The 18,860-nt window shown below is 72.6% G+C and carries 21 protein-coding genes; 10 read left to right on the forward strand and 11 right to left on the reverse strand.

Features of this window, described 5'->3' with window-relative positions:
• The first annotated feature begins 163 nt into the window (after nucleotides 1-163).
• Nucleotides 164-1,168, forward strand: coding sequence for a pirin family protein (locus ACWEVN_RS02720; protein WP_452050002.1), 1,005 nt, complete (start codon nucleotides 164-166; stop codon nucleotides 1,166-1,168).
• Here the strand turns inward: ACWEVN_RS02720 and ACWEVN_RS02725 are convergent.
• The 3 genes from ACWEVN_RS02725 to ACWEVN_RS02735 form a co-directional block, all read right to left on the reverse strand.
• The gene (locus ACWEVN_RS02725; protein ID WP_452049968.1) at nucleotides 1,142-1,987 is read right to left on the reverse strand and encodes an alpha/beta fold hydrolase; all 846 of its coding nucleotides are present in this window, start codon (nucleotides 1,985-1,987) and stop codon (nucleotides 1,142-1,144) included. The genes ACWEVN_RS02720 and ACWEVN_RS02725 overlap by 27 nt on opposite strands.
• A gap of 39 nt (nucleotides 1,988-2,026) precedes the next feature.
• Nucleotides 2,027-3,415, reverse strand: coding sequence for a pyridoxal phosphate-dependent decarboxylase family protein (locus ACWEVN_RS02730; RefSeq protein WP_452049969.1), 1,389 nt, complete (start codon nucleotides 3,413-3,415; stop codon nucleotides 2,027-2,029).
• 69 nt (nucleotides 3,416-3,484) lie between these two features.
• On the reverse strand, nucleotides 3,485-4,381 hold the full coding sequence (locus ACWEVN_RS02735) for a phosphatase PAP2 family protein (protein WP_452050003.1): 897 nt from the start codon (nucleotides 4,379-4,381) through the stop codon (nucleotides 3,485-3,487).
• 116 nt (nucleotides 4,382-4,497) lie between these two features.
• On the opposite strand from ACWEVN_RS02735, the gene ACWEVN_RS02740 reads away from it, so the two are divergent.
• Genes ACWEVN_RS02740 through ACWEVN_RS02750 form a run of 3 tightly spaced genes read left to right on the forward strand, consistent with a single transcriptional unit; the run spans nucleotide 4,498 to nucleotide 7,066 of the window.
• Entirely contained in the window at nucleotides 4,498-5,187 is a 690-nt protein-coding gene (locus ACWEVN_RS02740; protein WP_310977358.1) for a response regulator transcription factor, read from the forward strand.
• Nucleotides 5,184-6,593: an ATP-binding protein gene (locus ACWEVN_RS02745; RefSeq protein ID WP_452049970.1), complete on the forward strand. Its 1,410-nt coding sequence runs from the start codon at nucleotides 5,184-5,186 to the stop codon at nucleotides 6,591-6,593. The genes ACWEVN_RS02740 and ACWEVN_RS02745 overlap by 4 nt, the downstream gene beginning before the upstream one ends.
• Nucleotides 6,590-7,066, forward strand: coding sequence for a hypothetical protein (locus ACWEVN_RS02750; protein WP_452049971.1), 477 nt, complete (start codon nucleotides 6,590-6,592; stop codon nucleotides 7,064-7,066). Before ACWEVN_RS02745 ends, ACWEVN_RS02750 begins: the two co-directional genes overlap by 4 nt.
• A 30-nt stretch (nucleotides 7,067-7,096) precedes the next feature.
• Here the strand turns inward: ACWEVN_RS02750 and ACWEVN_RS02755 are convergent, their stop codons facing one another.
• The gene (locus ACWEVN_RS02755) at nucleotides 7,097-7,687 is read right to left on the reverse strand and encodes an NADPH-dependent FMN reductase (protein WP_449685499.1); all 591 of its coding nucleotides are present in this window, start codon (nucleotides 7,685-7,687) and stop codon (nucleotides 7,097-7,099) included.
• 98 nt (nucleotides 7,688-7,785) lie between these two features.
• On the opposite strand from ACWEVN_RS02755, the gene soxR reads away from it, so the two are divergent.
• Nucleotides 7,786-8,268, forward strand: coding sequence for a redox-sensitive transcriptional activator SoxR (soxR, locus tag ACWEVN_RS02760; protein WP_310977362.1), 483 nt, complete (start codon nucleotides 7,786-7,788; stop codon nucleotides 8,266-8,268).
• Nucleotide 8,269: 1 nt separating this feature from the next.
• On the opposite strand, the gene ACWEVN_RS02765 is transcribed toward soxR, so the two are convergent.
• The 3 genes from ACWEVN_RS02765 to ACWEVN_RS02775 all read right to left on the reverse strand — a co-directional run bounded on the left by ACWEVN_RS02765 (nucleotide 8,270) and on the right by ACWEVN_RS02775 (nucleotide 10,118).
• Nucleotides 8,270-8,779 carry a mycothiol transferase gene (locus ACWEVN_RS02765; protein WP_449677288.1) on the reverse strand — a complete coding sequence of 170 codons (510 nt, stop codon included), beginning with the start codon at nucleotides 8,777-8,779 and terminating at the stop codon, nucleotides 8,270-8,272.
• Nucleotides 8,780-8,853: 74 nt separating this feature from the next.
• Nucleotides 8,854-9,420, reverse strand: coding sequence for a hypothetical protein (locus ACWEVN_RS02770; RefSeq protein WP_449685498.1), 567 nt, complete (start codon nucleotides 9,418-9,420; stop codon nucleotides 8,854-8,856).
• 2 nt (nucleotides 9,421-9,422) lie between these two features.
• Nucleotides 9,423-10,118: a hypothetical protein gene (locus ACWEVN_RS02775; RefSeq protein ID WP_449685497.1), complete on the reverse strand. Its 696-nt coding sequence runs from the start codon at nucleotides 10,116-10,118 to the stop codon at nucleotides 9,423-9,425.
• Nucleotides 10,119-10,361: 243 nt separating this feature from the next.
• Between ACWEVN_RS02775 and ACWEVN_RS02780 the strand changes: the two genes are divergently transcribed.
• Complete coding sequence (locus tag ACWEVN_RS02780; RefSeq protein WP_449685496.1) at nucleotides 10,362-11,105, forward strand: SDR family oxidoreductase; 744 nt, start codon at nucleotides 10,362-10,364, stop codon at nucleotides 11,103-11,105.
• On the opposite strand, the gene ACWEVN_RS02785 is transcribed toward ACWEVN_RS02780, so the two are convergent.
• Entirely contained in the window at nucleotides 11,102-11,530 is a 429-nt protein-coding gene (locus ACWEVN_RS02785) for a DUF6314 family protein (RefSeq protein WP_449685495.1), read from the reverse strand. The genes ACWEVN_RS02780 and ACWEVN_RS02785 overlap by 4 nt on opposite strands.
• A 68-nt stretch (nucleotides 11,531-11,598) precedes the next feature.
• Between ACWEVN_RS02785 and recQ the strand changes: the two genes are divergently transcribed.
• On the forward strand, nucleotides 11,599-13,434 hold the full coding sequence (recQ, locus tag ACWEVN_RS02790; protein WP_452049972.1) for a DNA helicase RecQ: 1,836 nt from the start codon (nucleotides 11,599-11,601) through the stop codon (nucleotides 13,432-13,434).
• 1 nt (nucleotide 13,435) lies between these two features.
• Here recQ and ACWEVN_RS02795 read toward each other — a convergent pair whose 3' ends face one another.
• Complete coding sequence (locus ACWEVN_RS02795) at nucleotides 13,436-13,651, reverse strand: antitoxin (RefSeq protein WP_449677283.1); 216 nt, start codon at nucleotides 13,649-13,651, stop codon at nucleotides 13,436-13,438.
• A gap of 162 nt (nucleotides 13,652-13,813) precedes the next feature.
• On the opposite strand from ACWEVN_RS02795, the gene add reads away from it, so the two are divergent.
• Nucleotides 13,814-14,788: an adenosine deaminase gene (gene add, locus ACWEVN_RS02800; protein ID WP_452049973.1), complete on the forward strand. Its 975-nt coding sequence runs from the start codon at nucleotides 13,814-13,816 to the stop codon at nucleotides 14,786-14,788.
• On the opposite strand, the gene ACWEVN_RS02805 is transcribed toward add, so the two are convergent.
• Complete coding sequence (locus ACWEVN_RS02805) at nucleotides 14,766-16,133, reverse strand: vWA domain-containing protein (RefSeq protein ID WP_452049974.1); 1,368 nt, start codon at nucleotides 16,131-16,133, stop codon at nucleotides 14,766-14,768. The genes add and ACWEVN_RS02805 overlap by 23 nt on opposite strands.
• Nucleotides 16,130-17,011 (reverse strand): AAA family ATPase, encoded by an 882-nt coding sequence (locus tag ACWEVN_RS02810; RefSeq protein ID WP_452049975.1) that lies wholly within the window; start codon nucleotides 17,009-17,011, stop codon nucleotides 16,130-16,132. The genes ACWEVN_RS02805 and ACWEVN_RS02810 overlap by 4 nt, the downstream gene beginning before the upstream one ends.
• A gap of 63 nt (nucleotides 17,012-17,074) precedes the next feature.
• On the opposite strand from ACWEVN_RS02810, the gene mgrA reads away from it, so the two are divergent.
• Nucleotides 17,075-18,103 (forward strand): L-glyceraldehyde 3-phosphate reductase, encoded by a 1,029-nt coding sequence (gene mgrA, locus ACWEVN_RS02815; RefSeq protein ID WP_310977374.1) that lies wholly within the window; start codon nucleotides 17,075-17,077, stop codon nucleotides 18,101-18,103.
• An 80-nt stretch (nucleotides 18,104-18,183) separates the two neighbouring features.
• Entirely contained in the window at nucleotides 18,184-18,849 is a 666-nt protein-coding gene (locus tag ACWEVN_RS02820; RefSeq protein WP_452049976.1) for a TetR/AcrR family transcriptional regulator, read from the forward strand.
• Nucleotides 18,850-18,860: the final 11 nt, after the last annotated feature.

Raw genomic sequence — 18,860 nt, forward strand, 5'->3', positions numbered from 1 at the left:
CGGCCACAGCCACCCCGGCCACAGCCACCCCGGCCACAGCCACCCCGGCCACAGCCACCCCGGCCACAGCCACCCCGGCCACAGCCACCCCGGCCGCGGCGGCCGCGGGCCCGTGACGCCGCCCACCCGCGGCACCGTCGCGATCGCGACTACCGTGGCCGGTATGAGCAACACCGAGGCCGCCCCCGCCGAACTCGCCTGCGGCGATCGGCCCGCGGCCGCCGATCCCGACCGGCCGGCCGTCGAGGTCCTGACGCCGCGGGAGGTGCCCCTCGGCGGGCCGCGCGCGATGCGGGTCCGGCGCACCCTCCCCCGGCGGTCGCGGTCGCTGATCGGCGCGTGGTGCTTCGCCGACCACTACGGCCCGGACGACGTCGCCGGGCCCGGGGCGATGGACGTCGCCCCGCACCCGCACACCGGGTTGCAGACCGTCAGCTGGCTGTTCTCCGGCGAGATCGAACACCGCGACAGCCTCGGCACGCACGCGCTGGTCCGGCCCGGCGAGCTGAACCTGATGACCGGTGGGAACGGCATCTGCCACTCCGAGGTCTCGACCGCCGCCACCAAGACGCTGCACGGCGTGCAGCTCTGGGTGGCCCTGCCCGAACGGCACCGGCACACCGCGCGGGCGTTCGACCACTACGTCCCTTCGGTGAACCGGATCGAAGGCGCGGAGATCCGCGTGTTCCTCGGCTCGCTGGCCGGCCGGACGTCGCCGATCCCGACGTTCACGCCGCTGCTGGGCGCGGAAGTCGTGCTGGGACCGGACGCCCACATGTCGCTCGGCGTGGACCCCGGGTTCGAGCACGGCGTGCTCGTCGACACCGGCGACGTCGTCGTGGCCGGCACCCGCGTCCGGGCGGCGGAGCTGGGTTACGTCGGCACCGGGCTGCGCTCCCTGACGTTGAGCAACCGCGGCACCGGGCCGGCCCGGTTCCTGCTGCTGGGCGGCACGCCGTTCGACGAAGAGATCCTGATGTGGTGGAACTTCGTCGGCCGCACCCACGAGGAGATCGCCGCGTTCCGCGAAGCCTGGCAGGCCGGGTCGGACCAATTCGGCGAAGTGACCGGCTACGCGGGCGAACGGCTGCCGGCGCCCGCGTTGCCGGCCGTGCGCATCAAACCGCGTCGGAACCCTCACTCAGGCCAGGAAACCGCCCACGGCTGACCCGAAGGCCGGCGCGTCGTCCAGCCACGGGTAGTGCGCGGCCCCGGCCAGCACGGTGGCGCGGCCGTCCGGGAAAAGCGCGGCGAAGCGATCCGCGACGGCCGGGCTGGCGATCCAGTCCAGGTCCCCGGCCAGCACGAGCACCGGAGCGGTGACGGCGGCCAGTGCGGCGCGGGTCGTCTCGGGCTCGAAGGCGCCGGTGGAGTTGTAGATCCGGGCGGCCGCTCCGTTGCGCTGGCCGGGTTCGCCGGACTGGTGCTGCCGGGCTGCCGCGTCCCAGCGGCCGTAGTAGAACGGGGCGAAGGTGGCCCAGTCGGCGCTGGTCGCCGTCTTCGCGGCGATCGATTCGTACGCGGCGGCCGCGGCGGCGAACCAGGGCTCCCCGGCCCGGCGGGCCATGATGCGCCGGCGTTCGTCGGCCGGGACGTCGAAGCCGACGGCCCGCGGGCTCGGCGCGATCAGGGCGAGCCGGCTCAGCCGCTGCGGGTACCGGGCCGCGTACCGGACGGCCAGGCTCGCCCCGGCCGAGTGCCCGAGGAGGGCGAAGCGGTCGAGGCCGAGGTGCTTGCGCAGGGCCTCGACGTCCTCGATCTGACGGTCGCAGCGGTAGGTGGCGGGGTCGGCGGGCCGCTCGGACGCGCCGGTGCCGCGCAGGTCCAGCACGGCGGTGCGGCGGCGGGCGGTGAGGCCGCCGAGGTCACCGAGGTATGCGCCGGCTCGCATCGGGCCGCCGGGCAGGCACACCACCGGGGGCTCGGCTCCGGCTCCGGCGAGGTGGACGGCGAGGGCGGTTCCGTCCGGCGCGGAGAAGATCGGCACGGCCCGACCCTGGCAGGTCCGGGCCGGGGGAACAAGCCCTCACACCAGCACGACCAGGCGTTCCAGCACAGCGAAGACCCGCTCGACGTCGGCCTCGGTCGTCCGCCAGTTGCTGAAGGCGGCGCGCAACGCCGGGCGGCCGTCGTACACCGTCGGCGTCAGGAAGGTGGTCCCCTCCTCGGCGATGGCGTGCACGAGCGCGTCGATCCGGTCCTGCGTGACGTCCCCGGCCGGGGTGAAGCAGACGACGTTGAGCCGCACCGGTGCCAGCAGCTGCCAGTGCGGTGACCCGTCGATCCGCGCGCCCAGGTCCCGGGCCAGCGCGACGCAGCGCTCGACGATCTCGCGGTGCCCGGCGCGGCCGTACGCCACGAGCGAGAACCAGGCCGGGAGCGCGCGCAGCCGCCTCGAGTTCTCCGGCGTGAGGTGCAGGAAGTCCGGCGTCTCCCCGATTTCGCCGAGGTAGGCGGCGTTGTTGCTGAACACGCGCAGCTGCAGGTCGCGGCGGCGGGTGAACTGGACGGCCGAGTCGTAGGGCACGTTGAGCCACTTGTGCAGGTCGACGACCACCGAGTCGGCCTGGTCGAGGCCCGCGGTGAGCACCGCGTGTTCCGGGGCCAGCGCGGCGAACCCGCCGAACGCGGCGTCGACGTGCAGCCAGAAGTCGTACCGCCGCTTGAGGCCGGCGATCGCCCGCAGGTCGTCGAAGTCGACGGTGTTGACCGTCCCGGCGTTCGCGACGACGACGGCGGGCCCGTCGAGCGTCTCGAGCGCTTCGGCGAGTTTCTCGACGTCGACGGCTTCACGGCCCGGGAGCACCGGCACCTTCCGCAGGGCGGACCGGCCCATCCCGAGGAACGACAACGCCTTCAGCACGCTCGAATGCGGCGAGCCGGACAGCACGGTGACGGGACCGAGCGCGGCGGCGCCTTCGTCGGAGACGGTCACGCCGGCCCGTTCGCCGAGCCATTCGCGGGCGATGGCCAGGCCGGTGACCGTGGACATCGTGGCGCCGGTGACGAACGCGCCGGAGAACTCCGGGCCCAGCCCGAACAGTTCGGCCAGCCAGCCGACGGTCTCGCGCTCGAGGTCTTGCGCCGAGGAGTCCATGCCACTGGCGGGGTTCTGGTCGTAGGCGGCGGTCAGCCAGTCCCCGGCCAGTGCGGCGGGGGTCGCGCCGCCGGTCACGAAACCGAGGTACCGGGGACCCGCGCTCGCGGCGAAACCGGGCTCCCAGCGTCGCGTGAACTCGTTCAGGGCCCCGCGTGCGCCGGCGCCGTCGAGCGGCAGGGGCGCCGGGGCGGCGGCCACGGGCGGGACGGCGGCCGCCCGGTGGTCCAGCCCGGCGAGCGCCTCGGCCGCGAGTTTGCTTGCGGTGTCGAGGAGATCGGGCAGGGAGTGCAGGTCATCGGCGAGCCTCGGGTCCATCCCACCGACGCTAGGCGCGGTGCCGTCCCGCTGTCGCGGGCCAATCCCGGGAAACTGGCCCGGCCCGAGTCAGTACCGCCGGAGCCGGCGGACGCGGGTCTCGGCCGGGTCGAACGCCACCCGGCGCAACGGGCCCGTCAGCAGCAGCACCACCGCCATCGACGCCAGCGCCGCCAGCACCAGCGCCGCCACGAACTGGGCCGCTCCCGAGGTCGCCGTCGAAAGCACCGCGTACCCCGCCAGCACCAGCGCCGACGGGGCCAGGAACCCGGTCAGCACCGGGATCGGCGGCACCCGGTCACCGTCGGGGCGGCGGGCGGACACCACCGCCGCCCCGGCGCAGGTGACCGCCGCGACCAGCAAGCAGCCGCCGACGGTGTCGCTCAACCGGTGCCAGCCCAGTGCCACCGCCGCCGCCGAGACCCAGGCGACGCCGGCGCTGCCCGTCACCAGGGCCGTCAGCCGGAACCGGCGGGGCAGGACGATCGCGAGCGCCACGAGCACGGCCATCGCCGCGCTGACGTGCCCGCTCGGGAAGCTGTTGTGGCTCGCCACGCCGAAGCGGTCGCCGGTGCTCGGGCGCTCCAGGACGTACAGCTTGAGCAGCTGCGCCACCACCAGGGGCGCGGCCAGCAGCACCAGCGCCATCACGCCGAGGGCCAGCCGCCGCCGGACCACGGCGATCGCCACGATGAGCACCGCCACCCCGCCGAGCACCACCACCAGGTCGGTCTGCCGCAGCGGGTCCGCCCAGTCCACTGTGGTCCCCGCGGACTGGGCGCTGCGGACGACGCCGTTCTCGACGCCGCGGCCGGCCTCCGTGCGGACGAAGAGCAGGTAGGCCGCGACGAACGCGAGGGCGAACCCGGCCGCGCCCGCGAGGAGGACGGCCGTGCGGGACGCGGCCCGGGTCACGGGCGCGGGGCCGGCCGGGCGGGTCGCGGAAGGTGCGTCGGTGAGGATCACTGCCATGTCCCCGAGTCTGGAACGCGGTCTTCGGGATCCCGTCAGCGCGATGTCATGGTTTTGCTACAAGATCCGCCCGGGTCGCCATGACGTGCGCTTTTCCGAATAATGGCGCCGTGGCCGAGGTACTGGTGGTAGAGGACGACGCGGCGGTGCGGGAGGGCCTGCAGCTGGCCCTGCGCCGGCAGGGACACGTGGTGCGCACCGCGGAATCCGGCGAGCTCGGCATCGAGGTGCTCGTGCACCACCGGCCCGACATCGTCGTGCTCGACCTGATGCTGCCCGGCATGGACGGCTTCGAGACCTGCCGCCGGATGCGCGCGTCCGGCCCGGTCCCGATCATCATGCTCACCGCGCGCAGCGACGACTTCGACGTCGTGGCCGGGCTCGAAGCGGGCGCGGACGACTACGTCGCCAAGCCGGTCGAGCCGCGGGTGCTGGACGCGCGGATCCGGGCGGTCCTGCGCCGCTCGGCCGCCGAACGGCCGGGCGGGCCGGCGGCGGCCGAGGAGCGGCACGGCGACCTCGTCATCGACCGGTCCGGGCTCGAGGTGACCAAGCGCGGCGCGCCGGTGTCGCTGACCCCGACCGAGCTCAAGCTGCTGCTGGAGCTCTCGCGCACACCCGGGCAGGTGTACAGCCGCCAGCAGATCCTCTCCGCCGTGTGGGACCACGACTACCTCGGGGACTCCCGGCTCGTCGACGCCTGCGTGCAGCGGCTGCGCGCGAAGATCGAGGACGTGCCGGCGAAACCGGAATACGTGCAGACGGTCCGGGGCTTCGGCTACCGGTTCGGCCGGTCGTGACCGCACCGCGGCTCCGGTCGTGGCTCGCCGGGCTGCGGCCCCGGCTGGTCGCTGCCTTCGCCGTCATCATGATCCTCGGCGCCACCACCGCGGCCGGCGCGAGCTACGTCCTGGCGCGCCGGGCCATCCTGGAAGGCGTGCAGGACCAGACCATGCTGAAGCTGCGCGACCAGATCGCCGCGTACCTGCCGACCGTGTCGCTGCCGCCGTCGCAGGCCACGCTCGACGCCTTCGCGATGACGCTCAAGTCCAGCAACGCTCTGATCGTCTATCGGAACCTGCACGCGACCTCGGGCCTGTCGATCGACGACGTGCCGGCCGACCTGCGCCGCGCCGTGGCCACCACCACGAACATCCAGTTCCAGCGCGTCGACGTCCAGGGCTACCCGCTGTTCTTCGTCGGCGTCCCGGTGCAGACCGGCGACGGCAAGCCGAGCGGCCTCGTGGTCTACGCGATGACGCGGCTGACCGACCAGCAGGAGGCGATCGACTCGCTGGCCCGCTACGCCTTCTTGTTCTCCGCGCTCGCCCTGCCGGTCGCGGTCGGGGTCGCGCTGCTCGCCGCGCGGCAGGTGCTGCGGCCGGTCCGCGCGCTGAACACCGCGGCCAGCCAGCTCGGCCGCGGACGGCTCGACGTGCGGCTGCGCGCGAAGGGGTCCGACGAGCTCGCCCAGCTGGTCACCACGTTCAACCACACCGCCGCGGAGCTGGAGCGCACGGTCGGCACCCTGCGCGCGATGGAGGCCGACGCGCGGCGGTTCGTCGCCGACGTCTCCCACGAACTGCGCACGCCGCTGGCGGCGATGAACGCGGTCACCGACGTCCTCGACGAGGACGCCGAGCAGCTGCCGCCCGACACCGCGGTCGCGGCGCGGCTGGTGTCGGCCGAAACGCGGCGGCTGACCCGGCTGGTGCAGGACCTGATCGAGATCTCCCGCTTCGACGCCGGCCGGGCCGAACTGCGCCGGGAGGAGCTGGACGTCGCCGCGGCGATCGGTGACACCCTCGCCGCGCGCGGCTGGGAACCCGGGGCCGAGCTGACCGCCGACCTGCCGCCCGGGATCACCGCGGGGCTCGACCGGCGGCGGCTCGACATCGTCGTGGCGAACCTCGTCGGCAACGCGCTGCGGCACGGCGCGCCGCCGGTCGAAGTGGTGCTGCGGCCGGAAGGCGGCGACGTCGTGCTCACCGTCACCGACCACGGGCCCGGGATCCCGGCCGACGTCCTCCCGCGGGTCTTCGACCGCTTCACCAAGGCCGACACCGCCCGCGCCCGGTCCGAGGGCAGCGGCCTCGGGTTGTCGATCGCGCGGGAGAACGCGCGGCTGCACGGTGGTGACATCGTCGCCGTCAACACCGGCACCGGCGCCCGGTTCGAGCTTCGCGTGCCCCGGGAGGCGTGGTGAAGAAACTCGCCTTCTTCGCGGTGCTGCTGCTGGTGAGCGCGTGCGGGATCAAGCCGACGCCGGTGCTCGGGGCGGGCCCGGCGCCGACCCTGCGGAGCCCGGCGGACGACGGCCGCGGCACCGACGTGATCCTCTACTTCGTCCTCAACGACCGGCTGTCGCCGATATCCCGGCCGGGCAGCGGGCCGGTCGGTGTCGAGGCCACCCTGACGATGCTGCTGGACGGGCCGTCGGCCGACGAGCTGGCCGGTGGGTACACGACCGAGCTGCCCCGCCGGTCCGGCGCGATCACCTTCACCCCCGGCTCGCCGCCGACGATCACCGTCCCGTTCCCGCTGCAACCGATCTCCGCCGCCGGGATCAATCAGCTGGTCTGCACCGCCTTCGCGGCGCTGGCCACGCAGGGCGGGTACGTCACGATCGGCCTGTCCGGCCCCGACATCCGGCTGCCGTACCAGGCCTGCCAGGCGTGACGGCCGATGTCGACATGACGTCTTGGCGCCTCAGCCGGGGTAGGGCCGCGCCGCCCGGGCTTCGGACAGCGACCGCGCCCACCAGCCCAGCTGGTCGAGCATCGTCTTCGCCGCGACGCCCGCCGCGTCGTCGTTCGGCAGGCCGTCGTCGCCGAACCGCGTCTGGGCGCCGTGGAAGCTGACGGTCTCGCGGATGGTCACCGCGTGCAGCTCCGCGAAGACCGCCCGCAGGTGCTCGACCGCGCGCAACCCCCCGGAGATCCCGCCGTAGGACACGAAAGCGACCGGCTTGGCCCGCCATTCGGGCCGGTGCCAGTCGATGGCGTTCTTGAGCGAAGCCGGGTAGCTGTGGTTGTACTCCGGGGTGACGACGACGAAGGCGTCGGCGGCTTCGAGCCGCGGAGCCACCTTCGCGACCTCGGCGACGACCTCCGCGGACGGCGTGGCCCCGAAGGCCGGCATCACGAGCGGGAGGTCGGGTTCGGCGAGGTCGACGACGTCGGCTTCGAAGCCGCCGTGCGCGTCCGCGACCCCCGCGAGCCAGTTCGCCACCACCGGCCCGAACCGTCCTTCCCGGACACTTCCCACGATCACCGCGACCCGGATCGGCGCTTCCGACACACTTCCTCCTCGACACGCAGGCGTTGTTGCCTTCCGCACGAGGATGGAACTTCAAGTTGGCTTGAAGTCAAGTGTGCCGCTGTGGTTGGCTGTGCGCCATGGTGGACGCCCCGGCCCCGTCGCTGCCGGATCTCACGGTCGGCGAGCTTTCCCGGCGCAGCGGAGTACCCGCGTCGGCCCTGCGCTTCTACGAGGACGAAGGCCTCATCCACAGCCGCCGCACCGCGGGCAACCAGCGGCGCTACCGCCGCGACACGCTGCGGCGGGTGACGTTCATCCGGATGTCCCAGCGGGTCGGGATGCCGCTGTCGAAGATCCGGGAAGTGCTCGGCCTGCTTTCCGACGACCGCACGCCGACCCGCGCCGACTGGGCGCGGATCTCCCGCTGCTGGCAGGACGACCTGAACGCGCGGATCCGGCAGCTGGAACAGCTGCGCGACCAGCTGGACGACTGCATCGGCTGCGGCTGCATGTCCCTGGCCAAGTGCCGGCTCGCGAACCCCGGCGACCGGCTCGGCGCCGACGGCCCGGGGCCGCAGCGCCTCGCCGATCACCGCGAGGACGGCTACGAAGCTTGCTGAGCTAGCCGCGCTTCAGCAGGCCGCGCACGTACATCGCCTGCCCGGCGTGCTGGATGTCGTCGTCGAGGACGCTGATCAGCCGCACGCCCAGGGTCACCGGCGGATCCCAGGCCTCGTCGACGATCCGGTCGAGGTCCGGCTCGCCGAGCCCTTCGAGGTACCGGACGGTCTGCTCGTGCACGGCGTCGTAGTAGCCGGTGAGCAGGCCGGGGTCGTCGACGCGGACCGCTTCGACGTCGGCCGGGCGGTGGCCGTACCCGGTGTCCCCGGCCGGGAACGGGAGGCCGAACCGCGACAGCCAGTCCTGGCCGGTCCAGACCTGCTCGGTGCCGGCCACGTCGGCGACGTGGTCGTCCTGGACCCGGGTCAGGTGCCACACCAGCCAGGCGATCGAGTTGCCTTCGCCGTCCGGCCGGGTCCCGAGCTGCTCCGCGGTGAGTCCGTCCACCGCGGAGCGCACCGTGCCCTGGACCCGGCTGAACCCTTCGACGAGCAGATCGGCCACGTTCATCCGGCTGCCTCCCGTTTGCCGACTTCTTCCCTGCGCAGACCTACCCGATCATGCCTGCCGGCAAACGGCGCCCGCTACCGCGGCAGCAGCTGGTCGAAGAACGAGCGGTAGCGGCGCAGCGCGATCCGCAGCTCCTCGGTGGCCGGTTCGCCCTGCTGCCACTGGGCTTCCAGCTCGCTCTTGTGCTCGGCGAACGTGGTGGCCAGCGCGCTGATCACGGCGGCGACGAGCTCGTCGGCCTGCTGGACGGCCTGCTTCGGGTCGTCGACGAAACCGGTCTGGACGTTCTGCCAGCGGTCGCGGAAGCCGGTGACCTTCTCCTCGTCGATCAGTGCCGGCGTCTCGACGTCGCCACCCGAAGCGGCGGGGGTTTCGACGTCGCCACCCGAGGCCGCGGGCGTTTCGACGTCGCCACCCGATCCGGCGGGCGCTTCCACGTCCCCGCCCGATTCCTCGGCGGTGGTGGTGTCGTGGTGCCCGGCCGAGGCCAGGTCCGCGGTGCTCAGGCCCTGGTCGTCTCCGGCCGTGCCCGGCTCGCGGAAGTCGGTGGCGCGGTCGCCGGCGTAGGCCTCGCGGTCGTCCTCCCGGCCGGTCAGGTCCCGGTCGTCCTCGGCGTCGTGCCGCGTCAGGTGCTCGGTCATGGTCAGCGTCCTCCATTCGACTCGGTCCGCGGGGTCGCGGACGCCTGGCGCTCGGTCTCGTGACGGTCGGTGTCCCGTCGCTCGGTGTCGCGGTCGTGGTCACCGTGTTCGCGACCGCTGTGGTCGTGGCCGTTGCGGCGCTCGTGGCGGTCGTGGTGCTGCTCGTCGTCGGCGCCGTCGGTGAGCAGGTCCTCGAACACGGTGCGGTAGCGCACCATCGCGTCGCGCAGGTCCTCAGTGGACGCTCCGTCGCGCTTCTGCTGCGTGGTGTGCGCGGCCCGGTAGTGCTCGAGGGTCTTGGCGTGCCGCACGGACAGGTCGGCCAGCTGCTGCTCGTAGCCCTCGGTCGGGTACCCGCGTTCGGCCATCAGCGCGTTCAGCAGCTGCTCGGCCTCGGCGACCGCGGCGGACGGCTGGTCGACGAACTTTTCCTGCACCTGCGCCCATTCCCGGGCGTAGCGCTCGCGCGCCGACGCCGAAAGCGGCCGGATGTCGAGCTCCTTGTGCCGGCGTTCGCGCTCGGCGAGTTCGCGCTGCGCGGCACGGGGGCTGTCCTTCTCCGCGACCGTGCGGTCGTACTCGGGACCGAACCGCTGCTGCAGCCGTTTTCGTTGCATTTCCTGCGTCACCAGCCAGATCACGGCGCCGAGCACCGCGACGGCCACGACGACGATCAAGACGATCAGCCATGTGGGCATCGCTCAAACTCCTTCAAGGATGTCAAGCCCCCGATGCGAGCGGTGTTCCCTGATTAGCGCGGCCGAAAACGGGCAAGGGGCGCCTGACCTCCGGATTCGGCCGTCCGGCCCTGTCGATACGGCCGGATGCCCTCGCCCCGCTGCGGGGAGGTGACGACGGTGACACCGCGTGGCTAGCAGCGTTACCGCGTGAGTGGTATCGTCGATAACAGACCGAGTGGAACGAACCGGAAGAAGGAATCGATGAGCACCCCTGCTGACTCCCGCGTCGCGATCGTCACCGGCGGCTCCCGCGGCATCGGCCGCCAGGTCGCCGAGCGCCTGGCCGCCGACGGCATGGCGGTCGTCGTCAACTACGCCGGCAACGAGAAGGAGGCGCAGGCCGCGGTCGACGCCATCACGGCGGGCGGTGGCCGGGCGATCGCCGTCCGCGCCGACGTGGCCGACCCGGCCGCGGTCGCGGAGCTGTTCGACACCGCGGAACGCACCTACGGCGGCGTGGACGTCGTCGCGCACCTGGCCGGCGTGATGAACCCGCCGACCCCGATCGCCGACACCGACTTCGACGTCCTGGACCGGGTGCACCGCACCAACATCCGCGGCACGTTCGCGGTGGCCCAGCAGGCCGCGCGGCGGGTCCGCGACGGCGGCGCGGTGATCACCACCTCGACGTCGGTGCTGGGCCTGAACCTGCCCGGCTACGGCGTCTACAACGCGACGAAGGGCGCAGTCGAGGCGATCACCATGATCCTGGCGCGCGAGCTGCGCGGCCGCGACATCACCGTGAACACCGTCGCGCCCGGCCCGACCGCGACCGCACTGTTCCTCGACGGCAAGGACGAGGAGACGATCGCCCGGATGGCCCAGCAGCCGCCGCTGGAGCGGCTCGGGCAGCCGGAGGACATCGCCGAGGTCGTGGCGTTCCTCGCCGGGCCGGCGCGCTGGGTGAACGGCCAGGTGCTGCGCGCCAACGGCGGCATCGTCTAGCGGGTGAACCGGCTGACGATCACGTGGTCCTTCGCCGGCCCGCGCACCGCCCACTCCTGCCGCCACCGCGCGGCGCCGGTCACCCGGTACTCGCCGCGGTAGCGGTCGGCGCGGCAGGGGTGGTCGGCCGTCCAGTGGCCTTCGCGCAGGTCGAGGTCGTGGAAGAAGCCGCCGTGGTCGAAGTGGACCGCCGCCCGGCCGGGTTCCCCGAGGCGGTAGTGCAGGGTCCGCGTGACCGGCCCGACGTGGCCGCCGAGCCGCAGCTCGCCCTCCTCGTGGTAGACGAGCACGCCCTCGGTTTCGCTGAAGGTCGCCGTCCCGGTCACCTCGCCCGCCGGGTCGCCGTCCGCCGTGCGGATTTCCCGCTCCAGGCGCCAGACGCCGGCGAAATACGCGGTGAGGTCGGGAACGGGCCAGTGCTGCACCCGCCCATTCTGGCACCCCGCGGCGGGCCGGGCCGGAACTGTCGGACCCCCGCTCTATAGTCGGGCGGGTGGCAGAGACCGACCTCGCACCCGCGTCCGACGCGCTGGAGACCCTCCGGCGCGTGTTCGGCTACGACAGCTTCCGCGGCGACCAGGCGGCGATCGTCGAGCACGTGATCGCCGGCGGCGACGCGCTCGTGCTGATGCCCACCGGCGGCGGGAAGTCGTTGTGCTACCAGATTCCCGCGCTCGTGCGGCCCGGTGTGGGCGTGGTCGTCTCGCCGCTGATCGCGCTGATGCAGGACCAGGTGGACGCGCTGCGGAACGCCGGCGTCCGCGCCGGTTTCCTCAACTCCACCCAGGACTACCAGGCGCGGCAGGAGGTGGAGTCGGCGTTCCTCAACGGCGAGCTCGACCTGCTCTACCTGGCGCCGGAACGGCTTTCGGTGGAATCCACCGTGCGGCTGCTCGACCGCGGCAAGATCTCGCTGTTCGCGATCGACGAAGCGCACTGCGTCGCCCAGTGGGGTCACGACTTCCGGCCCGACTACCTCCAGCTCTCCGCGCTGCACGAGCGGTGGCCGGACGTGCCGCGGATCGCGCTGACGGCGACCGCGACCGAGGCCACGCACAAGGAGATCGCGGCCCGGCTGAACCTCGACGAGGCCCGGCACTTCGTCGCGAGCTTCGACCGGCCGAACATCCAGTACCGGATCGTCGGCAAGAACTCGCCGCAGCGGCAGCTGCTCGAACTGCTGCGGACCGAGCACCAGGGTGACGCGGGGATCGTCTACTGCCTGTCCCGCAACTCCGTCGAGAAGACCGCGGAGTTCCTGGTGCAGAACGGGATTCCGGCGGTGCCCTACCACGCGGGGCTCGACGCGCGCACCCGCGCGAAGCACCAGTCGCGGTTCCTGCGCGAGGACGGGCTGATCGTGGTCGCGACGATCGCGTTCGGGATGGGCATCGACAAACCGGACGTCCGGTTCGTCGCGCACCTGGACCTGCCTAAGTCGGTCGAGGGCTACTACCAGGAAACCGGCCGCGCGGGCCGCGACGGCCTGCCGTCGACGGCCTGGCTCGCGTACGGGCTGCAGGACGTCGTCCAGCAGCGCAAGATGATCGACACGTCCGAAGGCGACGAAGCGCACCGGCGGCGGCTGGCCGCGCACCTGAACGCGATGCTGGCGCTGTGCGAGACGGTCGAGTGCCGCCGCGTACAGATCCTGAACTACTTCGGGCAGGCGGCCGGGCCGTGCGGCAACTGCGACACGTGCCTGAACCCGCCGGAGAAGTGGGACGGCACGATCCCGGCGCAGAAGCTGCTGTCGACGGTCGTGCGGCTGCGCAACGAGCGGCGCCAGAAGTTCGGTGCCGGCCAGATCATCGACATCCTGCTCGGCAAGGCCACGCCGAAGGTCACGCAGTTCCAGCACGACACGCTGAAGACGTTCGGCATCGGCACCGAGCTGCGCGAGCCGGAGTGGCGCGCGGTGGTGCGGCAGCTGCTCGCGCAGGGCCTGCTCGCCGTCGAAGGCGACTACGGCTCGCTCGTGCTCACCGAAACGAGCGCGGAGGTGCTGGGCGGCGATCGCCAGGTGCTGCTGCGCCGCGAACCCGAGCGGGTCGCCGCCGCGAAGGTCCGCAGCACACGGAAGGCCGCCGCCGCGGTCGAGATGCCCGCGGAGGCGGCCCCGCTGTTCGAACGCCTGCGGGCTTGGCGCGCCGGTGTCGCGAAGGAACAGGGCGTGCCCGCCTACGTCGTCTTCCACGACGCGACCTTGCGCCAGATCGCCACGCAACGGCCGGCGTCGCTGGCGGATCTGGGCACGGTCAGCGGCGTCGGCGAGAACAAGCTCGCCAAGTACGGCGAGGGACTCCTGGAGGTCCTGACCGGGGAGTGACCTACCGGCCGGTGGCCTGGCCCGGGTGGCCCGGCTGCCCGGTCACCGAGTTGACCTTGCGGACCGCGCCGGCGATCTGCTGGTGGTACTTGCCCTTGGTCTTGTCATCGACGAACTTCGCCGCCTTCCCGACGGCCTGGTTCACCTTTTCGGGGTTCTTCTTGGCGTACGCACGGGCCGCACCGGCGGCGCCGGCCAGCATGGTCAGCTTCTTCATCAGAGGCACGGTGGCCCTCCCTCGTCGGTTGCGGTCATCCTGACAACGCGGACGAACCACCCGGAGGTTCCCCGTGTGACGAGGCCCAAAACCTGAGCCCGCCGCGCCCGGGCCCGGAAAATGCCGCGCGGAAGGCCACCGGGCGCGCCTAGGCTCGCGATCATGCGCGACCTGGCCGCCCTGCCGAAGGCCCACCTGCACGTTCACCTGGAGAGCACGATCCGCCCGGCCACGCTGCGTGAGCTCGGCGAGGCGAACGGCGTCGACGTCCCGGGCGAACCCCCGGTGTTCGACGGCTTCCGCGCCTTCGCCGACTACAACGCGCTCATCCGGTCGTGCCTGCGGCGTCCCGAAGACTTCGAACGCATCGCGCGCGAGTACTGCGAGGACGAAGCCGCCCAGGGCACGCGCTACGCCGAAGTCACCTTCACCGCGGCCTCGCACGGGGAACGCTTGGGCGACCTCGAAATGCCACTGCAGTCCGTCCTCAAAGGACTGTCGCAGAGCGACGACCTGGAGTGGCGGTTGCTGCTCGACCACTCCCGGCGCCGCTCGGTCGAGCGGGCCGAACGCACCCTCGAACTGGCGCTGAAGTACGACGAAGTCTTCGCGATCGGCATGGCGGGCGAGGAAAACCACTCACTGCAGCCGTTCGCGACGCTCTTCGAGAAGGCCCGCGCGGCCGGGCTCCACCTGCTCCACCACACCGGCGAAGACGCCGGACCCGAGAGCATCCGCGAAGCCCTCGACGTCGGCCGGACCGAACGGCTCGGCCACGGCATCCGCGTCCTCGACGACCCGTCGCTGGTCGCCGAGGTGCGCGACCGGGGGCTCGCCTTGGAGGTGTGCCCGTCGTCGAACGTGACGCTGGGCCTGGTGCCGTCGCTGCCCGAGCACCCGCTCCCCCGCCTGCTCGACGCGGGCCTGACGGTCACGCTCAACACCGACGTCCCGTCCGTCACCGGCGCCGCGCTGGCCGGGGAGTACGCCCGGGTCCAGCAGGCTTTCGGCTACGACGACACGACGATGGCGGAGTTCGCCCGCGCGAGCGTCACGGCGTCCTTCGCGCCCGATGCGACCAAGAAGGCCATGCTGCGTGACATCGACGCCTGGCTCACACCGGCAGCAGGCGGGTGACCAGCGTGCCGAGCTGGTGCACCGTGCGGCACTCGTGCATCTCGACGACGTCGGCGTACTCCAGCGCCGCCGAGTCCCCCGTGGACCACAGCGACCGCCGTTCGGGGTTGAGCCAGTAGACGTGCCGGGCGCGGGCCTTGATCTCGCGGACCGCGTCGAGGTTCGGGTCACCGCCGTTGGTGCGGGCGTCGCCGAGGATCAGCACCGACGTCCGGGGGCCGACCGCGCCCAGCCAGTTCTCGGTGAACTGGCGCAGCGAGCCGCCGTAGTCGCTGTGGCCGTCCCAGCGCACCAGCGCCGCTTCGGACAGCATGCGCGCGCCCAGGTGCTCGGGGTCGGCCGCGCCCGTGGTGACCAGGTGGGTGACCTCGTCGGCGCTGTCGACGAAGGCGAACACGCGGATCTTGCTGAACTGGTCGCGCAGCGCCTGCACCAGCAGCATGGTGAAGTTCGCGAACCCGGCCACCGACCCGGACAGGTCGCACAGCAGCACGATTTCCGGCCGTCCGGGCCGCCGGTGGCGATACGCCGGGCGCAGCGGCACCCCGCCGGTCGAAAGCGACCGGCGCAGCGTGCGGCGCAGGTCGATCTGGCCCCGCGTCCGCCGGCGGCGTCGTGCGGCCAGGCGCGTTGCCAGCTTGCGGGACAGCGGCTGGATCGTGCGCCGGAGTTCGGCGAGCTGGGTGCGGCTCGCGATGAGGAAGTCGACCCGGTCGGGTGAAGGGGCGATGGCGTGCTTGGCGACGCGCTCGCGGCCGCGGACTTCGGCCGCCCGGCGGCGCGCCTCGGTGCGGATCTGCCCGCGGAAGCCCTCGACGCGGCGGCGGATCTCGTCGCGGTCGAGCCGGTCGGTGAACTCCCCGCGGGCGCCGCCGCCGCGGACCGCGGCCAGCACCCGCGCGATCAGCGTCTGCGGCTGGAGCCGTTCCAGGGTCTGGTGGGCGGAGAAGCCGCCGCCCGGTCCGGACGCCGAGCCGTACTGGCCCAGCATGTCGACGGCGAGCCCGGCGAGCTGCGCCAGCGCCTGCTGGTCGCCGTCGGCCAGCGCGGCGGCCAGCTCCTCGCGCAGCTCCTCCAGCGTCGTCGGCTGGTCTTCGCGGGCCCGCTCGGGCGCGCCGACGCCCGCCGGGAAGTACAGGTCGAACGCGGCGTCGAAGACCGCCCGCTGCCCGCCGCGGCGGACCAGGGCCGCGGCCAGGCCTTCGCGGACGAGCGCACGGTCGTCCATCCCGAGGACTTCCAGCGCGGCGGCGGCGTCGACGGTCTCGGCGGGCCCGGCCGGGATGCCCTGGGCGCGCAAGGCCTTGACGAACGCCGCGAGCCGCTCCGGCACGCCGCCGGTCACGACGCGTCCAGGACCTGTTCGAGCCGCAGGCCGGCGCCCGCCTTGGCGATGTCGTCCTGGTGCTTGAGCACGACGCCGAGGCTCTCGCGCACGACCCGCTCGTCCAGCGTCGACGCCCCGAGCGCGAGGAGGGTGCGCGCCCAGTCGATGGTCTCCGCGACCGACGGCAGCTTGCGCAGGTCCATCGCGCGCAGCGCGGCGATCACCCGGACGACGGAATCGGCGAGAGCGGTGTCGATCCCGGGGACCTTGAGCCGGACGATGTCGCGTTCGAGGTCTTCGTCGGGGAAGTCGATGTGCAGGAACAGGCACCGGCGACGCAGCGCCTCGGACAGCTCGCGCGTCGCGTTGGACGTCAGCACGGCGAACGGCGGGCGCGTGGCGGTGATCGTGCCGAGCTCGGGCACGGTGACCTGGAAGTCGCCGAGCACCTCGAGCAGCAGGCCTTCGACCTCCATGTCGGCTTTGTCGGTCTCGTCGATCAGCAGCACGGTCGGCTCGTCCGACGAGATCGCGGTGAGCAGCGGGCGGCGCAGCAGGAACTCCTCGCCGAAGATGTCGGTGCGCGCGCCCTCCCACGTCTCGTCGCGGCCGGCGGTGATCCGCAGCAGCTGCTTCGCGTGGTTCCACTCGTAGAGCGCGCGGGCCTCGTCGATGCCCTCGTAGCACTGCAGGCGCACCAGCCGCGAGCCGCTGACCTGGGCGACGGCCTTGGCGAGCTCGGTCTTGCCGACCCCGGCCGGGCCTTCGACCAGCAGCGGCTTGCCCAGCCGGTCCGCGAGGAACACCGTGGTCGCCACCGCCGTCGAGGCCAGGTAGCCGGCTTCGGCCAGCTTGGCCGACACGTCGTCGACGGAGGTGAAGAATCCGGTGCCCACCACGTGCCTCCTAAGCGGTCGCTCACCAGGAGCGTACCCGAAGAGCGGGCTAGCATCGGCCGCGTGACCTACCTCGCCGCTTCCGGCCGCTACGACTCCATCCCCTACCGGCGCTGCGGGCGCTCCGGGCTCAAGCTGCCCGCGATCTCCCTCGGGCTGTGGCACAACTTCGGCCACGACAAGCCCCTGGAGACCCAGCGCGCGATCACCCGCCGCGCGTTCGACCTGGGCATCACCCACTTCGACCTGGCCAACAACTACGGCCCGCCGTACGGCTCGGCGGAGGAGAACTTCGGGCGGCTGCTGGCCACCGACTTCCGGCCGTACCGCGACGAGCTGGTCATCTCCACGAAGGCGGGCTACGACATGTGGCCCGGCCCGTACGGCGAGTGGGGCTCCCGCAAGTACCTGCTGTCCTCCCTGGACCAGTCGCTGGGCCGGATGGGCCTGGACTACGTCGACATCTTCTACTCGCACCGGTTCGACCCCGAGACGCCCCTGGAGGAGACGGTCGGCGCGCTCGACGCCGCGGTCCGCGCCGGGAAAGCGCTGTACGTCGGGATCTCGTCCTACAGCTCGGAGCGGACGGCCGAGGCCGCGCGGCTGCTGCGCGAGCTCGGCACGCCGCTGCTGATCCACCAGCCGTCGTATTCGATGCTCAACCGCTGGATCGAAGCGGACGGGCTCCTCGACACCCTCGAAGAGGCGGGCGCGGGGTGCATCGCGTTCTCCCCGCTGGCGCAGGGCCTGCTGACCGACCGGTACCTGAAGGGCGTCCCGGAGGACTCGCGCGCGGCGCAGGGCAAGTCGCTCGACCCGGACACCCTCGACGAGAACCGGCTGGGCCGGGTCCGCGCGCTGAACGACATCGCCGGCCGCCGCGGGCAGTCGCTGGCGCAGCTCGCGCTGGCCTGGGCGTTGCGCGACAGCCGGGTGACGTCGGTGCTGATCGGCGCGAGCAGCGTGAAGCAGCTCGAGGACAACGTCGGCGCGCTCGGCAACCTCGAGTTCTCGTCCGAGGAGCTGACGGAGATCGACGGCCACGCGACGGACGCGGACATCAACCTCTGGAAGCGTTCGTCCGACTCCTGACCCGGCGCGAACACTCCCCTCCCCGGCCCGTGCTGGCTCGACGTTTGACCAAATGAGAAATTTGGTCATATGATCGTCGCGTGCCTCCTGCCGAAGACCGGGCCGAACGGGCCGAGCGCATCCTCGACGCCGCCGCCGACCTGCTCCTGCGGGTCGGCTACCGGCGCACGACCATCGAGGACGTCGCCGAGCGGGCGGACGTCGGCAAGGGCACCGTCTACCTGCACTGGAAGAACCGGGAAGAGCTGTTCCTCGCGGTTCTTCTCCGCGAGTCGGTCGGGGTGCTCGAAGAGCTCGTGGCGACGATCGCGGCCGACCCGCTCAGCGTGCGGCTTTCGCAGCTGACCGAGATCCAGTACGCCAACGTGCTGAAGCGCCCGCTGCTGCGGGCCGGGTACGCCGACGACGCCGAGACGCTCGGCAAGCTGCTGCCCAAGCTGCACGGAAAACTCGACCCGCGGCACGCGGAAGCCTTCGTCGAGTACCTGGACCTGCTGGCCGCCAACGACCTGCTCCGCACGGACCGGCCGGTGCGCGAGCTCGTCGTCGCTTTCCAGGCCGTGCTGAACGGGTTCCTCGGCGCCTCCCCGCCACCCGAGCCGGCGCTGATCGCCGACACCGTCGCGCACGCCTTCGAGCCGCTCGCCGTGTCGACGAGGCAACTGCGCGAGGTGGCGCCGCGGGCACTGACGCTGTTCACCGAAGCCGTCGCGCTCGACCGCAAACAGCTCGAACGCGCCTACTGACCACCTGGGAG

It is taken from the genome of Amycolatopsis sp. NPDC003861, from assembly GCF_053605405.1.

Excerpts from the sequence above, each read along its gene's own strand:
- ACWEVN_RS02775 (WP_449685497.1), bottom strand. The coding sequence starts at position 10,118 with ATGCCCACATGGCTGATCGTCTTGATCGTCGTCGTGGCCGTCGCGGTG.
- ACWEVN_RS02765 (WP_449677288.1), bottom strand. The coding sequence starts at position 8,779 with ATGAACGTGGCCGATCTGCTCGTCGAAGGGTTCAGCCGGGTCCAGGGC.
- ACWEVN_RS02770 (WP_449685498.1), bottom strand. The coding sequence starts at position 9,420 with ATGACCGAGCACCTGACGCGGCACGACGCCGAGGACGACCGGGACCTG.
- ACWEVN_RS02780 (WP_449685496.1), top strand. The coding sequence starts at position 10,362 with ATGAGCACCCCTGCTGACTCCCGCGTCGCGATCGTCACCGGCGGCTCC.
- soxR (WP_310977362.1), top strand. The coding sequence starts at position 7,786 with ATGGTGGACGCCCCGGCCCCGTCGCTGCCGGATCTCACGGTCGGCGAG.
- ACWEVN_RS02720 (WP_452050002.1), top strand. The coding sequence starts at position 164 with ATGAGCAACACCGAGGCCGCCCCCGCCGAACTCGCCTGCGGCGATCGG.
- ACWEVN_RS02730 (WP_452049969.1), bottom strand. The coding sequence starts at position 3,415 with ATGGACCCGAGGCTCGCCGATGACCTGCACTCCCTGCCCGATCTCCTC.
- add (WP_452049973.1), top strand. The coding sequence starts at position 13,814 with ATGCGCGACCTGGCCGCCCTGCCGAAGGCCCACCTGCACGTTCACCTG.
- ACWEVN_RS02795 (WP_449677283.1), bottom strand. The coding sequence starts at position 13,651 with ATGAAGAAGCTGACCATGCTGGCCGGCGCCGCCGGTGCGGCCCGTGCG.